This window comes from Aeromonas crassostreae (assembly GCF_054052445.1).
In genome coordinates this window covers 41672-57387 of sequence record NZ_JBSTYM010000004.1, presented here as the reverse complement: position 1 = coordinate 57387, position 15716 = coordinate 41672, and the positions used below count along the sequence as shown (strand labels likewise).

General features: G+C 52.7%; 15 protein-coding genes. 13 read left to right on the top strand and 2 right to left on the bottom strand.

What is annotated here, in order from left to right; genetic code table 11:
* Positions 1 to 85: 85 nt before the first annotated feature.
* From acuR to ACW5W4_RS04395, 9 genes are all read left to right on the top strand, one after another.
* A complete protein-coding gene (gene acuR / locus ACW5W4_RS04435) occupies positions 86 to 721 on the top strand; it encodes an acrylate utilization transcriptional regulator AcuR (protein WP_427262226.1) in 636 nt (211 codons plus the stop codon).
* Between the two features lie 51 nt (positions 722 to 772).
* Positions 773 to 1756: an acrylyl-CoA reductase (NADPH) gene (gene acuI / locus ACW5W4_RS04430; RefSeq protein ID WP_427262225.1), complete on the top strand. Its 984-nt coding sequence runs from the start codon at positions 773 to 775 to the stop codon at positions 1754 to 1756.
* Between the two features lie 314 nt (positions 1757 to 2070).
* Entirely contained in the window at positions 2071 to 2199 is a 129-nt protein-coding gene (locus ACW5W4_RS04425; protein WP_456688558.1) for a Fic family protein, read from the top strand.
* A 504-nt stretch (positions 2200 to 2703) separates the two neighbouring features.
* Positions 2704 to 4284, top strand: coding sequence for a diguanylate cyclase (locus ACW5W4_RS04420; RefSeq protein WP_456688557.1), 1581 nt, complete (start codon positions 2704 to 2706; stop codon positions 4282 to 4284).
* A gap of 471 nt (positions 4285 to 4755) precedes the next feature.
* Positions 4756 to 5775, top strand: a complete 1020-nt coding sequence (locus ACW5W4_RS04415; protein ID WP_103260365.1) for a Fic family protein — start codon at positions 4756 to 4758, stop codon at positions 5773 to 5775.
* 277 nt (positions 5776 to 6052) lie between these two features.
* Entirely contained in the window at positions 6053 to 6961 is a 909-nt protein-coding gene (locus ACW5W4_RS04410; protein WP_215270495.1) for a nuclease-related domain-containing protein, read from the top strand.
* A 196-nt stretch (positions 6962 to 7157) separates the two neighbouring features.
* Positions 7158 to 8657, top strand: a complete 1500-nt coding sequence (locus ACW5W4_RS04405) for a hypothetical protein (RefSeq protein WP_263309386.1) — start codon at positions 7158 to 7160, stop codon at positions 8655 to 8657.
* 107 nt (positions 8658 to 8764) lie between these two features.
* Positions 8765 to 9823 carry an HNH endonuclease gene (locus ACW5W4_RS04400; protein WP_125729361.1) on the top strand — a complete coding sequence of 353 codons (1059 nt, stop codon included), beginning with the start codon at positions 8765 to 8767 and terminating at the stop codon, positions 9821 to 9823.
* A 32-nt stretch (positions 9824 to 9855) separates the two neighbouring features.
* Positions 9856 to 10959, top strand: coding sequence for a hypothetical protein (locus ACW5W4_RS04395; protein WP_125729360.1), 1104 nt, complete (start codon positions 9856 to 9858; stop codon positions 10957 to 10959).
* A gap of 260 nt (positions 10960 to 11219) precedes the next feature.
* Here the strand turns inward: ACW5W4_RS04395 and ACW5W4_RS04390 are convergent, their stop codons facing one another.
* Positions 11220 to 11726: a hypothetical protein gene (locus ACW5W4_RS04390; protein ID WP_456688556.1), complete on the bottom strand. Its 507-nt coding sequence runs from the start codon at positions 11724 to 11726 to the stop codon at positions 11220 to 11222.
* Positions 11727 to 11805: 79 nt separating this feature from the next.
* Complete coding sequence (locus ACW5W4_RS04385; protein WP_456688555.1) at positions 11806 to 12531, bottom strand: hypothetical protein; 726 nt, start codon at positions 12529 to 12531, stop codon at positions 11806 to 11808.
* Between the two features lie 278 nt (positions 12532 to 12809).
* Between ACW5W4_RS04385 and ACW5W4_RS04380 the strand changes: the two genes are divergently transcribed.
* The 4 genes from ACW5W4_RS04380 (at position 12810) to ACW5W4_RS04365 (ending at position 15673) form a co-directional block, all read left to right on the top strand.
* The gene (locus ACW5W4_RS04380; protein ID WP_456688554.1) at positions 12810 to 13232 is read left to right on the top strand and encodes a hypothetical protein; all 423 of its coding nucleotides are present in this window, start codon (positions 12810 to 12812) and stop codon (positions 13230 to 13232) included.
* Between the two features lie 318 nt (positions 13233 to 13550).
* The gene (gene rhuM, locus ACW5W4_RS04375; protein WP_456688553.1) at positions 13551 to 14555 is read left to right on the top strand and encodes a RhuM family protein; all 1005 of its coding nucleotides are present in this window, start codon (positions 13551 to 13553) and stop codon (positions 14553 to 14555) included.
* A 224-nt stretch (positions 14556 to 14779) separates the two neighbouring features.
* Positions 14780 to 15265 (top strand): hypothetical protein, encoded by a 486-nt coding sequence (locus ACW5W4_RS04370; RefSeq protein WP_456688552.1) that lies wholly within the window; start codon positions 14780 to 14782, stop codon positions 15263 to 15265.
* A 27-nt stretch (positions 15266 to 15292) separates the two neighbouring features.
* Positions 15293 to 15673 carry a WCX domain-containing protein gene (locus ACW5W4_RS04365; protein ID WP_456688551.1) on the top strand — a complete coding sequence of 127 codons (381 nt, stop codon included), beginning with the start codon at positions 15293 to 15295 and terminating at the stop codon, positions 15671 to 15673.
* Positions 15674 to 15716: the final 43 nt, after the last annotated feature.

Sequence of the window (15716 nt, the reverse complement as noted above, 5' to 3'; positions counted from 1 at the left end):
GGCGCCGCTGGCGCCCTCGCTCTTTCTTGCTTTCTGTTTCATCCCGGGCTTGCATCATTTCTAGATGAGGCGTCTAATAAGCCCCATGCCAACCCCTGACTCCCTGCCCCGTCGCCCCCGTGGCCGCCCCGCCCAGCACGGACAATCCTATGCCGATACCCGGGATCTGCTGATCCACCGCGGCATGGAGCTGCTCACCGAGCAGGGCATCGCCGCCACCTCCATCGAGCGTGTCCTGCAGTCGACCCGGATCCCCAAGGGCTCCTTCTATCACTATTTCGCCAACAAGCATGACTTCACCCTGGCGGTCATGGATGCCTATCACCACTACTTTTGCCGCAAGCTGACGCGCCATCTGGGGGATGCCAGCCTGCCTCCCCTGGCGCGCCTGGGCGCCTTCGTCGACAGCGCCTGCCGGGGCATGACCCGCTATGGGTTCCAGCGCGGCTGCCTGGTGGGCAACCTGGGTCAGGAGGTGGTGCAGCTGACTCCGGCGCTGCGCCTTCGCCTCGAGCAGATCCTCTGCGACTGGGAAGCCCTGCTGGCCCTGTGTCTGGAGGAGGCGGTAGCGACGGGGGCGCTGCCCCCGAGCTGCGACTGCCCCGCCCTCGCCCATCAGTTCTGGATCGGCTGGGAAGGCGCCGTGCTGCGCGCACGCCTGGTGGGCAGTACCGAGCCCATGCTCTCTTTTCTTAATTTTTTCATGAAGTTAGCCAGGTAATTTTTTAACGCTTATTAATAATCAACCAGTCCAATTATTGGAGGAGACAAGATGTTCAAGGGTATCCTGATCGAAAAAGACGAGGCGGGTTATCGCGCCGCCTACCAGAGCATCCCCGAGGAGATGTTGCCTGAGGGGGATGTGACCGTGGCGGTGGAGTGGTCTTCCCTCAACTACAAGGACGGTCTGGCCCTCACCGGCGCCGCCCCCGTGGTGCGCCGCTTCCCCCTGATCCCCGGCATCGACTTTGCCGGCACAGTGCAAGAGAGCCGGCACCCCGACTGGCGTCCCGGCGACAAGGTGGTACTCAACGGCTGGGGCGTGGGTGAGACCCACAGCGGCGGGCTGGCCGAGTTGGCAAGGGTCAAGGGGGACTGGCTGGTGCCCCTGCCTGAGCGCTTCAGCACCCGGGACGCCATGGCCATCGGCACCGCCGGTTACACCGCCATGCTCTGCGTGATGGCGTTGGAGAAGCACGGCGTTACCCCCGGGGACGGCGACATACTGGTGACCGGCGCCAACGGCGGCGTCGGCAGCGTGGCGATCGCCCTCCTGGCCAAGCTGGGCTACCGGGTCGTGGCCGCCACGGGGCGCCTGAACGAGGCCGATTATCTCAGCTCCCTCGGCGCCGCCGAGGTGATCGATCGCGCCGAGCTGGCAGAGCCGGGCCGCCCCCTGGGCAAGGAGCGCTGGGCCGGGGTCATCGACACCGTCGGCAGCCACACCCTGGCCAATGCCTGCGCCACCACCCGCTACGGCGGCGCCGTGGCCGCCTGCGGCCTGGCGGGGGGCATGGACCTCCCCTCCACCGTCATGCCCTTCATCCTGCGCGGCGTCACCCTCTATGGCATCGACAGCGTGATGGCGCCGCGCCCGCTGCGCCAGCAGGCCTGGACCCGGCTGGCCCAGGATCTCGACCTGAGCCGCCTCGGCCTCATCACCCGGGAAGTGCCCCTCTCAGGGGTCGTGGCCCTGGGTGACGCCTTCCTGACAGGCCAGGTTCGCGGCCGGATCCTGGTCAACATCCAGGAGTAATGGCTGACTCAGCCTGAGCGGGAGCGCCTCCCATCGCGCGGCGATCCCCTCTGCGGCCATCGACCGCCATGTCCACAAGGCCCCCATGGGGCCTTTGCTCCCTCTATGCCCCACGGTTCCGGCCACGCCTTCGGGTCGAACTCGGCGAGCCACTGGCCGGCGGTCTGCCCCGCTACAGCCATTGGTCTTCCGCCAGATCACCGTGATGCGCGGGTTATGCGGCGATGCAGGGCAATGGCGTAGCGGCGGGGCCGGCATCTATCGGGGTGAGCAATGGGTGCATATGGCTCCCCGTGACTCAGGTTCCGCGCCTGATGGAACAACTGATGCAATGGTTGGCAGAAACAGAGGCCCATCCCTTGATCGCCTCTTTTGCCTTGCACTACGAGTTGGCGTTTATCCACCCCTTTTCCGATGGAGATGGCCGTATGGGGCGCTTATGACAAACGGTGATCTTGAGTCGCTGGCAACCCGTGATGGCCTTCCTGCCGGTGGCAGCGATCATCAAAGCGCGCCAAGAGCCCTACTACCACCCATTGAGTCAGGCCGACAGGCTGAGGACGGCACCGATTTCATTCTGTTTCTGCTGGAGGCGCTGCGAGATGCCCCGAGGCGATTGCCGCGTAACCGGCATCACAGTCAACATATCGGCAAGAAATGCGGGTAGAAACGCCGGTAGAAATGCGGGTGTAAACGCTTCGCGGCTCCGCATCCATGCCGTAGTCAGCGCCATGTGGGTCAATGGGGGTTAAGCTCGTTGATTGTCGTGCCTTACCACTGGCCCGCGAGCAGAAAACGTTGTGGTACCGTGTTTTTTGGCCGTGCCCGCGTGGGAGTGCGATCGAGCACTACCACTGGTAGGCTACCAGTAGCACGATGAAAGGGCCTTTATTAGAATGGCCGCTGGATTAGAATGGCCGCTGGCCTTTATCAATTAGTGTGCCCAGATGATCATTGATATCCCCACCATGTTTATGATGCTCATCGCTGCCAGCGTGACCCTGACGTGTTCAGTTGGCTGGGTCACCCGCGCCAAAGACGAGAAAGAGCTACTGCTCTGGACGCTCGGGCTGGCCTTGCAGACGCTGGTCTTCACGCTGTTCTTCTTGCGTAACCAGATACACGACTTCTTGTCTGTATTGGTAGCGAACACGGCGTTATCCGCGAGTCTCTCGTTCTTCTTAGCGGCCGTCGTGGTGTTTCAGCAGCGCCGCCTGTCGCGCTTGTGGTTCTACGCACCTCCCTTGTTGTTGGCGACGACGTTCAGCTTTTTCATGGATGATATCGGTGCCCGCATCATGATTTGTGGCGCCATCTGCAGTGCGCAGTGTCTGTTCATGCTGATCACCTTGCTGGATAGGCGAGTGGTGATGATCGGGCGCGGCAAGTATCTGATTGCTATTGGGTTGAGCCTCTCGATCACCGTGCTGACCCTGCGATTTTTCAGCGTGATGTTTTACCCCAACGACATCTCCAGCCTGCTACGCACCACCCCCATTCAAGTGGTCACTTTTTTGGCGACCTTTATCACTTTGCTCCTGATGTCCAATGGTTTTGTGTTGATGATCAAGGAGCGTGCGGATGAGCAAATCCGTCAGCTGGCCATGAAGGATCGCCTCACAGGGATTTGGAGCCGGGGACATATAGAGGAGGCCGCCAAGCAGGAGATGGCGCGATTCGAGCGCTACGGCCATACGGTCTCGTTGATCATGATGGACTTGGACTATTTCAAGCAGATTAATGACAAATTCGGTCACGGGGCGGGCGACATCGCCCTCAAAGAGTTCTGCGTCGTGGTGCAGGGCTGCATCCGTACCACCGATTTACTGGGGCGCTGGGGAGGTGAGGAATTTCTACTGTTGCTTCCCAACAGCGGTTTTGCCAATGCGGCACCATTGGCGGAACGGATCCGGAGTGCTATCGAGCAATATCCGTTTTCAAACGGGTTACACATCACCGCCAGCTTTGGCTTGGCGGTCTGTCAATCGACGGACAGTTGGGATTCCTGGTTGGAGCGCACCGATCAAGCACTCTACCGTGCCAAGGCCGCAGGCCGCAATCGGGTGGAAAACGAGACCCTGGACGATGAGCCGGGTCAGATCACTTCCCCCTACCCCAATCTGGTGCACCTAGTGTGGCGCAGTACCTATGAATCGGGTATCACTTTGATCGATAACCAGCATCGCAGCTTGTTTGAGCAAACGAACACCTTGCTGCAGGCGCTGCTGGAGTCGCAACCTAAGCCTGACATCGCCCGCCTCATTGCGCAGCTAGTGGCGGACATTGAGCAGCATTTCCATGATGAAGAGGCACTCTTCCAGCAGGAAGGCTACGTGGAAGGTAGCGCTCACAGCCAGCTCCACTCCCAGCTGTTGGCGCGGTCACAGCGCTTGTTAGATCGTTTCGAGCACGATCAGGTCGAAGCGGGGGAGTTACTGCATTTTCTGGCTTATGAAGTGGTCGCCCAACATATCCTGCTGGAGGATCGCAAATATTTCACCTCGCTCAAGCGCCTGGCTATCGCCTGACCAAGTCCCCCATCACGGCCCAATCACACGCCCTTGCCGATGTTGGAATGCAGAACCCGTTGTTTGCAGCGAGTCGCAGGAAGTCGTCAGTCGCTTGGACAAGAAAGGAAAAGTGAGAGAGGGGAAGCGCTGGGGAGCAGAAACAAAAACGACGCAATAAAGCGTCGTATCTATTTAATCTGTAAGACTTTTTTTCTTCAATCTTAATGGTGCCCGAGGCCGGAATCGAACCGGCACGCCTCGAAAAGCGAGGGATTTTAAATCAAAGAGCTTCGTTTGCATCTCATTGCATGAAATAGCAAGTAGATGGAGCGAGTAACACTGCAAGTTCGCAACAAATCGCACTCCGTCATAGAACATCGCATACCGCTTATCACAGAATTCGCAAAGATACGCCGCCGTGTTGGTCTTGCCCCCGATCTGATAATCTCTGAGCCTTCGCATTTGCAATCGTTTCAGTCGGAGTCCCCCATGGCAGCCTATTCCCCTCCCTTCACCCTGACCCACGCCATGTTGAGCCGGGTGGCGGAGATCGCAGAATTGGTGGGGCAATGGCGCTCGACGCAGAGCTCGCAAGTCCCCATGCTGCGCCGGGAAAACCGGATCCGCACCATCCAGGCATCCCTGGCTATCGAGCACAACACCCTGAGCCTGGATCAAGTCACGGCAGTGATCGACGGCAAACCTGTACTGGGATTGCCCCGTGAGATCCAGGAGGTGCGCAATGCGTTTGCCGCTTATGAAGCAATGTCGGCTTGGGCCCCTACCTCTTCTGCGGATTTGCTCAGGGCCCATGGACGTTTGATGCACGGGTTATGCGATGACGCAGGGCAATGGCGTAGCAGTGGGGTCGGCATCTATCGAGGTGAGCAATTAGTGCATATGGCTCCCCCCGCGACTCAGGTTCCGCGTCTGATGGAACAACTGATGCAATGGTTGGCAGAAACAGAGGCCCATCCCTTGATCGCCTCTTGTGCCTTGCACTACGAGTTGGAGTTTATCCACCCCTTTTCCGATGGAAATGGTCGTATGGGACGCTTGTGGCAAACGGTGATCTTGAGCCGTTGGCAACCAGTGATGGCCTTCCTGCCGGTGGAAGCGATCATCAAAGAGCGCCAAGAGCACTACTACCACCAATTAAGTCAGGCCGACAGGCTGAGTGACTGCACCGATTTTATTCTGTTTCTGCTAGAGGCGCTGCGAGATGCGTTGGCCGAAGCGATTACCGCACAGCCGACATCTCAGCCCACCCTGCCAGAAAAAGTGAGGGTAGAAACGCCGGTAGAAATGAAGGTAGAAATGCGGGCAAAAACACCGGATGCAGTGTTGGCGCTCTTAGCGAGCGAGCCTGCCCTGACCCTGACACAAGTAGCCGAGCGAATAGGCAAATCGACCAGCACGGTGGAGCGAGCAGCTGCCGCATTGGTTAAAGCGGGGCGATTGCGCTTTGTTGGTCCGCGCAAGGGTGGGCATTGGGAAGTGTTGTCATAGGACTGCTTGCTAAGGCCACCGAGTGAGTTGCTACAGCCGCCCAGCTTCCAGGTCGCATCAGTAAACATATAACCAGCCAAGTAAACCCAAGCGCAACGAACCCCATTTGCGCACAAAGGAGGCGCAGTAACTCTCTGTTTTATCTCACTAACACCACAAGGTGTAAGATCTCCATTGGGGATAATCAGATACTGTGATACTTACCCCACATCCCAATGGATAGACTCCTATAGGTCAGCTAACCTGACCTCACCACATTCCCCAAAAGACGCATGAAATGGAACTCTCGTCGCTCGCGGTATCTGTGCTGGCAACTTCTGGCTTGTTCTTGGGCCCGATATTCTTATCAGTTGGGATCATCTTGCTAATCAGAAAGAGGCTTCGCTCACATAGGGTCAGCCCGTTGACCGCCGACCTGCTCAGGCCAGCGGGTCACACCCTGCAACAGCAAATCCAAGACCTACAGATAGACCTCTTTTCCCAAATGCTATTCACGCCATTGACCATGATGATGATCGGGTTCTACCTCTTGTTACAGAGCTACATCGATAAGAAGGCTATGAGCACGACTGTGATGCTGACTTCTGGGGTAGTCATGCTGGGTCTCTTTATCTATGGCACAACCAAAACTTACAAAATGGCCAACAAGGTTCAACACCTCAAGCTGGGTTACTCCTGTGAACTGGCAGTGGGTCAGGAGCTGGACCAAATCGTTAGGCCCCAACAGCACCCCTATCGGGTTTACCACGATATCCCGTTTGATGGATTCAACATCGACCATTTGATCATCTGCCCTAACGGGGTCTTTGTCATCGAGACTAAGGGTCGCTCCAAACCCATCAACAATGGAGAAAAACAGTTCAAGGTTCGGGTCGAAAATGATGCGCTTCACTTCCCAAACCATGTTGAAAAAGCGCCGCTCGAACAGGTCCGCCGTAACGTCACCACTGTGCGTAACTGGCTCAACAGTGCAACTGGGACCGAAGTCCCGGTAGGTGGCGTTCTGGTTCTACCTGGCTGGTTTGTGGATTTACGCCAGAAGATCACCTTCCCCTACATCGTCAGTGCCGCTGCACTTCCCAAACAACTCCCCCAATTTAGAGCTGGCTCACTTGAACTGGCTCAGATCCAGGCCATCGCGCACCAGGTAGAGCAAAAAGTACGGGACGTTGCCAAGGCTGGCTAAGAGATCTTCATTGCCGACTGATACGCCATCAGTCAGCAAACTTATCCCTCCACCCTTGAATGCCCCTCAGTTTGAAGCTCTTGGGGTATAGAGGAATACAGGGGGATTCGCAGCGATGAAATTGAAGTCACCCATTGCAGGTAAAAAGCCAGCGGCGCTATTGTACTAATTCTTTTTTGCACAAGGAGTGTGCTCGATGTCTATCTCGCCCATGGATCTCGCAACTTATTACGGTGTCGATGACATTCCTGCTGCCCTATCGATAGGCGATAACCTCCATAGTTTGCTCGTAGCCATATTCAGGAATGAGCCTCTGACTTCGCCCCGCTACGACATTCTAGCCAGCTACGATCTCAACGCCTTGAGGGGCTTTATCAACGGCGATATGACTCTCCCTGAGTTCAGACGCCAATCTGCGGTAGAACAGGAGCAGCGCCGTTCTAAATCTCTTTACTATAAGGGCCGAAAGATTGTGCATCGCTACCAACCTTCAATCACGAAGCCCTTAGCTGCTCAGCCAGACGACAAAGCTAATATAGAGAAGACCAGTCAAAATCCCACTTGGGATTACCTGCAGAAGTTCCGGATCAAAAATGGTCTGGCCGATGGCCAGAATTCTGTGTCCCTCCCCCCGCATGAACTGGCCAAACAATTCTGGGTGGATGATATCACCAGTGCGATCACGGGCGGTGCCAGGTTGCACAGCCTCCTTGTCGCTGCCGGACAAGGCGCGACGATATCAGCAGCAAACAGACAATTTCTCTTGAACAGGGGGTTGAATACCTTGCTGTGCTTCTTGACCGGCGACCTCTCCCAAGAGCAGTTCGACCAAAAAGGGAAAGCAGAACAGGAGCAACGAAACGAGCTTGCGCAACAGAAACAACGCGAGATCGCCGCTCAGAAGGCCGCAGATGAAGAACGTTATAAAGCCGAGCAGAAAGCCCGAAGTGTGCGACTTGAGGCTGAGCGGATTCAGCGTGAGAGTGACCCCAAGTACATCGCACGGATGAAGAACCAAGCACTCAGGGAGAAGTATGGTGTCACTGGATATGTCGAATCACATCACCTCAAACAGCTCATGGCAATCCTTCTCAAGCTGGATGCAGGTACACGGCTACTGGAGACTGAAACCATCTGGCTCAAGAGCAATGGCCGTGAGTACGAGACAAAGGAGATTCTGCATAGCTACAACCGACTCGAAGCTGATCACTGGCTAGCGGAGTACCGCAACAGCAAGAACCCATGGAGTGCAGTCAATGCCAGCGGACACTTGCGTAAATGCGCAGCATCGAATGAGGCGATTGCGCTGCTGAGTGCCATCCCAGCCAAGCGGCAGGTTCAGCCTAAGCTGAAATCCGCCATTCTCACCACTCATGGTGGCGCGATGCGTGACCATGGCGAACATGCTGCCGCATTGAACATGGGTGCTGAAGCTCACCGCCTTCAACCCAACAACTTTCGCCCCTGCACACTACTTGGTGCAGTCTGTATCGAGCTTGGCAACATTAGTGAGGGACATGAGTGGTATTGCAAGGCGGAAGCCAGAGGCGCTGGCCGTGACAGCATTATGTCGGATGTCAGGTCGCTTCTTACCCGGATGACAGCCGATAAGCGTGAAGCAGTTATCGCAGAGCTGTTACGCATTCATCCCGAACAGTATCGATGGCTAACGAAGTGGCGTCAGGCCAAGGCGTAGCTGACATTATTGCTAGCAAACTGAAAGTGAATCGCTACCCGTTACGGCTGGGAAGTGTCTAGAGCAATGGAGGCAATTCATTGTACGTTTTTTGAAGGAGTTATACGGTGGATGTAGGCATTGAATCTCTAAAACCCAAAGCAAAGAAACTGATTATCGATTGTGTGCAAAGTGCTGGCATAGATGTAACTGGTTGGGGCTATACGAAGGAAGGGCATCCTGTCAGCCGTCCGCAATCAAATGGTGCGTATTGCTATGACTGGTCATTCCGTAGCAAGGACAACAAATGTTTGGTTGTTTGTATTTGGTTCGAAGAACTCTCTTCTGATGGCCAGGGCCACATAATCTTTCAAAGTAATATGAGGCGATATGTCGACTCATTGATTCGTGAACTTGAGAAAAGCACAAAGAATCACAAACGGACGATAAAAGACCCAAGGATAACTAGAGCACAGCATTTCAGTTCTACCGTGCAATTAGCCCACATGAACATGACCCCCCTCAACGTGGTTATTGTATCTGGGCCAATACGTGAGAAGGATGTGGAGGGCCAAGACTACGACCGAGCAATCGGTAGGGAGTTAGATTCCCAGCTCTGGACCGTCGAGTCCTTTGATGATGAAAATGGCTCCTTTGTTCTAGTTAGAGGCGATAACTGCCCAGTAGTTGATCTTAATAAACAGTATTGTAGTGAAAACGGATACAATGATTCCTACCCTATTGATGATGCAAAAATTACAGACCAGTTCTGTACGGAAGAGCGTCCTGAAATCTACACCTGTAACGGAGTCCAACGGTATAGAGACCCGAACGTTCGGCGTTTGGTCTTGAATCGCTCAGCAGGTGTCTGTGAGCTAACTGGGCTTCCAGGATTCTTGATGGCCAATGGTGGCAGGTACTTGGAAACACACCACATCATCCCACTATCGGAAGGCGGTGCTGATAGTGTTGATAATGTCATAGCTCTAACAGCAGACGCACACCGTCAAGCTCACTTCGGTGCTAATCGGGACGAACTTCGGACACGCTGTTTGGAAATAGTTGCATCTCGGATGGCTCGCTATGTCGATGTTGTCAATCACAGCACAAAGCAAACCCGGACAGTTCCTATCGTGGGGCATACGGCAAGCTGTGTTGTGAATAGGCAATTAAATGCTATAGAATAAAAATTTTATTACGAATTGTGGCTTGGGATAATATGGGAATAATTGATTTTCGTGAAATATGTTCAGCTAATGCAAATCATAGCCGCGCTAATAACTATCAAACAGGACTTTCAAATACTCCAGATGACTTTGAGTTGTTCTGTCAAGAATTTTTTACTCAGGTAAAAAGATTTCGAATCTTTAAATCGATTTCTAATGGGCCTGACTTAGGGATTGATTTGGGGGTTGAAGAGGTTAGTGCGAATGGAACGATAAGATGGCTAGTTAGTTGCAAACATTATGCACATTCAAGTACGTATATATCAGATAAAGTTGAGCTAAATATAGTTGAGAGAGTTGGTAGTTGGAGCTGTGATGGATTTATTCCTTTTTACACTAGTGTACCAAGTTCAACATTGAGCATGGCACTGGAAGGCGCCGAAAAGTACATTAAGGTAGATAGGTATTATAAAGACAGAATAGAAAGAGAGTTGCTCACGAGTTCTTTAGGCTCATCTTTAGCCTCGAGGTACTTTCCAAAATCCATGACAAACCATTATCCTAACTTCATATCTCCAGTCAATGAATACCAACATAGCGACGTTAAGCTTAAAAATGGAGTGGCTGAGCTTAAAGGAATGAAGGTCGGAATAGGGATAGATCACCCTAACCCATCATTAGTTTTTGATTCTTTAATTAGAAATGCAAACATATTGGCAGGTTTTGAAAAACATGAACCATACTTCATAAGAACACTACAGGAAATAATTGAAGAAAATCCCACAATGTTTCAATTCAGTAACAATGCCCATCCTTATGGCTATACCCCGACTTGGAATATTCAAGGTTTGATTGATCTAACAAACGAGGAGGGGCTCAGTAAAACCTATTTTATTTTGTCTGTGTGGTCATTTTGGGATTATGGGAAGGCGAATAGAATAACAGCCGAATTTCTTATCTTTCGTGCGGACGATGAAATCAATACAATTCATGAATTTGAAGAGCATAAGAAAACTGATTCCTACAAATCTAGTTATCTAATTAGGCTTGAGGCTGGATTATTAACTCCTGGTTTTCTGGGATTAAAAATACAAGATAAAGAAAGAGATAAACTATGTAGACTCTTAGCATATACAAATATCATTAAAGAAAAATAGGGCTATTTAATAGGTTTCATCTCCCGAGGTCATCGCCACCACCGTCATGAAAGCAAGCCTTTCCCGGCTAATAGGTGGGGATGTTTCGGAGCTTGAACTGAATCGCCCAGGCTTCTCTAGACACTTTTGAGCCGTTCGAAATATTGCTTTTCACACTCTACTGGCGGCGCCACATCAACACAATGATGGGATACCGCCAGCAGAAGCCGAAAAGCGGCTTAACTATGTGTCCGGATTTAGTTGACCACTACACATACGACTCACCAACATGTAATGAGATTCGCACTAAGCCCCCTACAACCTGTGTATGCAGCTGCCCTTACATCAACCATCGCATCCATTTCAGACAATGGTGTCTCCTCGCTGTGAATATATAGCCAGTATCGATATTCCTGCGCAAATGTAATTGCCGCTTGCGCAGGAGAGGATTTGTACTCTGCTTTCACTCTTGCGATGATTTCCAACCCCTCATCTTGGCTAACTCCACTTACGACAATACCTCTGCGATGCATAATAAAGGTGCAGTAACACAATGCTGTGACAAGATTATGTGAACGAAATGGACGAATTGATGTGATAAAAAAAAGCCAAGCTGCACCATAGAAATAATCACACTTCGGATAATTCCCATTATCCACGTATGCAGTCACTTTGGTTTCAAACCAATTTAGCATACTGACGGTGCCTGCAGAAACTGGTGAGCATTCTATTTCCGCTATCTCACACACTGTTTTACGGATCAGTACAAATTTTTCCATGTCTAACATAGGTATCCACACTCTACTCGTGACAGGCATGTGAGGTCAAAAGGGGGAATTCTGCCAGCAACCCCCTTTGGGCGGAAAGCTACTCTTTTAAGACACTTGAGATTGCCGCCATGATGCGATCAATTGCCGGTTGGCAGGCTGGGCGGCTAAAGATTTTGTAGGTCGACAAATGTGGGAGTCTGACTAATAGAGATGCTTGCCCATCGCACTCGTAACGCTGTACCTGGTATCTTACCCGACCCCAACCTATCTGTTCATTGATCTGCTCACCAACCAGTTTGAACCCTTGCGCGATTAGATGGCCATGCAACTCCTCGAAAGACGTGCGTGAGATCGCTATGTAGAGCTTGCAGTGAACCTGCTTAATGCGCTCAGCCCAGATGAGACGGCTATGCTCAAGCCATGCTTGCCTGCCTACCAATGAAGCCCAGTTACGCGAACGAACAGGGATCAGGTTGGTCATCAGTGAACCGTCCATTAGCTGCTCATGAGTTGCCCCTACTTCATTGCCAATCAGCGTGTATAAGGCTTGCATTTGCAGTTGCAAGGGGGCCATACCCTTTGCATCTTTTATCCATTCCCCGTTGTAGTAGTCACACTTCCCTTCGACAGAGATTGTATTGATCTCGCAAGCCCCACCGCCAGGGTTAAGACCGAAGAAAGCGATGGGGTAACGTGGCGCATACATATTCTCGTACCGACAGAATAAAAGGTCCCAGCCCATGTCATTTTTAAGCTTTTCATAATGCCCCTGAATGAACTCAGATAGGCTTTCTTTACATTCTAGCGTGAAACTGCGATTCACTATCTTTCCCCTTGGATATAGTCAGCATGAACCATAGCAGTATCTTCACCGACATGTTGAAAATCAAGCAAAGTTTATAAATCAAATTTATTTCACACCCCCTCCAAAAGAATAAATCTTGCTACTCGTTTTGGCGTATTTTAGAAGCCTTTATTTTTATGGTTTTCTTTAAGTTTTGATGTGAAGACGATGGGTTACGATAATTATTCAAATCATAGTTGAGCTGTCACGAACAAAAAGCTATTGTCTGCAAGAAATTCTTAGGGGGATACTGATTCATGCTAATGTTAATAAAACATATCGACCATATATCCATAGACAAACAACGAGATGTGTTGTTTGTTAAATTCCATTATGTCCCAGATTCCCTTTCGCAGGATGACCATGAATACATACTCGAAGAGGATAGCCCCTGGGAGTTAATGCCGGTGCGCAATCAACTCATCGCCTTTCTTGATTCAGTAGACATTGGGTGGTGCGAGTGTGCGGGGATAAGTTGGTCAGGCTGGGTAGAGGGATATGACGGCAGCATTTACATAGATGTACCCTACGATCTCACTGACCCCAGCTACTGCAAGGTTGCCAGCTTCCTTGAACACACAGACGGCACGAGCTGCTACCCCAATGCGACCTGGTATTGCCTGCTGCTCAGCGATGCTCTGAAGAATACGCATTATGGTCAAGCACCGTCTTGGTCGTAGCTTAGCCATTCTCTCATAAGAGCGAAGTGTGGCGCGGCTATGGGGGGCATGATTTGCATTCTTGACCGGCAAATACTTGGAAGACTGCTCATTATGCTTAATCACGACATGATAGCGTTGGCCTGGAGCGGACAATCAAGATCAATACTAGCAAGAGCAGAAATTACTCCGTCTTCCAGCAAGGAGCCATTTTTACCGACCGCTACCAACAAGGAAGACAGAAAATGGACCCCGTTAGCAAAACAAGATCGAGCTACTGGATGAGGTAAAGTAGTCGCTATTGCACCAAACCTTTACCAACCAGTTGTAAGAGGGAACATGAATCTCGATCCCAGCCCCATCGTTATCTTTGAGCAAGCCGGTCACTTCGTCGAAGTGCGGCTGGATAGCCAGCGGGAGACGGTCTGGCTGAGTCAGCGCCAGATGGCCGAGCTGTTTGATACCACCACCGATAACATCAGCTTGCACCTGAAAAACATTTATAGCGACGGAGAGCTGGACGGGAGAGCAACTACCGAGGATTCCTCGGAGGTTCGTCAAGAGGGCAAACGTCAGGTACGGCGCAAGGTCAAACAGTACAATCTGGATGCCATTATCTCGGTCGGTTACCGGGTCAGCTCGCGGCGAGCGGTGCTGTTTCGCCAGTGGGCTACCCGGATAGTGCGGGATCACCTGATCCAGGGCTACACCCTCAATCAGCAGCGGTTCGAGGCCAATGCCCGCGAACTGGAGGCCGCCCTGTCGCTGATCAAGACGGCGGCACAAACCCCGATGCTGGTGGCCGAGACCGGCAGGGGGCTAGTGGATATCGTCACCCGCTATGCCCAGACCTTTTTGCTGCTGCAGCGTTATGACGAGGGTTTGTTGACCGAGCCACCCACCGTGGCGGGCGGGGAACTCCCAGCGCCAGAGGAGGCCCGCCAGGCACTCAGCAATCTTAAACGGGATCTGATGGCGCGGGGTGATGCCACCGAGCTGTTTGCCCGTGAGCGCGGCGATGGGCTGGCAGCCCTGCTGGGTAATCTGGATCAAAGTGTGTTTGGTGAAGCCGCCTATCCCAGCGTGGAAGCCAAGGCTGCACATCTGCTCTATTTCGTTATCAAGAATCACCCCTTTGCCGATGGCAACAAGCGCAGCGGGGCGTTTTTGTTTGTCGATTTTCTGCACCGTAACGGTCGCTTGTTAACCCCGGCCGGGGAACCGGTGATTAACGATATCGGGTTGGCAGCATTGGCGCTACTGGTGGCCGAATCTGACCCCGCCCAAAAGGAGACCCTGATCCGCCTGATCATGAATATGTTGGCTATAGGGAGTAATCCATGAACGAAGCGGAAACCCGCGCCGAGTATATTGCCCCCCAGTCCTCAACAGTCTTCCCGGCCTGCTCAACCGCTTCTCGCCGGTTGATAACAAAACCCCTCTCCTGATGACAAAAGCCCATCGCCGATGATGGGTTTTGCGAAAAACTGCCTGCCATCCAATTCGTCACGCCGTGTCGCGGCCTGTTTGGATAATCCACGACACGGTTATTCCCCTTCTGTGATGGTATGCACGAACACGACAAGATTGCTCAGCGCCTCGGTATGCTCCTCACTCGCCTGTACAGCGGTGAGAAGCTGCACCTCAGTGATCTGGCCACCGAGTACAACGTCACCGTGCGCACCCTGCAGCAGGATTTCAATCAACGCCTCAGTTATCTACCGATAGAGCACCGCAACCAGCAATACTGGCTGGATCCTGGGTTTCTCAATCACAAGAGCGATGGAAAGCTGCGAAAAATGGCCGAACAGCTTGGCATCACAGATCTGTTCCTCCACGCCAGTGAACATCGTCTGGGTCAGCTGCTGGACAGAGGCCCCCCAAGCCTCTTCGCCATCAAGGGGTTCGATGCTCAGTCCGCCGACTCACTGAGTCACCAGTTACCGGTATTAGAGCAGGCACTGACCCACCATCTGCAATGCTGGCTCATCACCAAAGACCAGCGCAAGCAACTGTTTAGCCCATATCAGCTCGTCAACTACAAGGGCACCTAGCACTTGGTCGGCGTCAGCGAGGGGCGGTTGCAAGCCTATCCGCTGAGCTCCATCGCGCTGGTTGAGCTATCGCAACAGACCTTTACTCATGACGCGCTCATTGCGCGACAAATCGAGACCGATCCGACGCTCTGGCGCTCCGGCATGATCGAGGTGATCCTCAAGGCCAGTGCCGCCATCGCCATCAACTTTCAGCATCGCCCGTTGCTGCCCGAGCAGGAGATAGTCAAAACCCTGGATGACGGCGCGCTGTTATTGAGCAGTCGTGTGCTCGATGCCAACCAAATTCTGCCTGTCATCAAATCCTGGATGCCGGGGCTCACCGTGATCTCGCCCGGTTTTATCCATGAGCAAATCGTCCGTGATTTACGCCATCTATTGACCCTGATGAGCCAGGCTCCGCCCTGACCCATTTGTGACAAAGATCCCAATTTATACATCTGGCGACAGC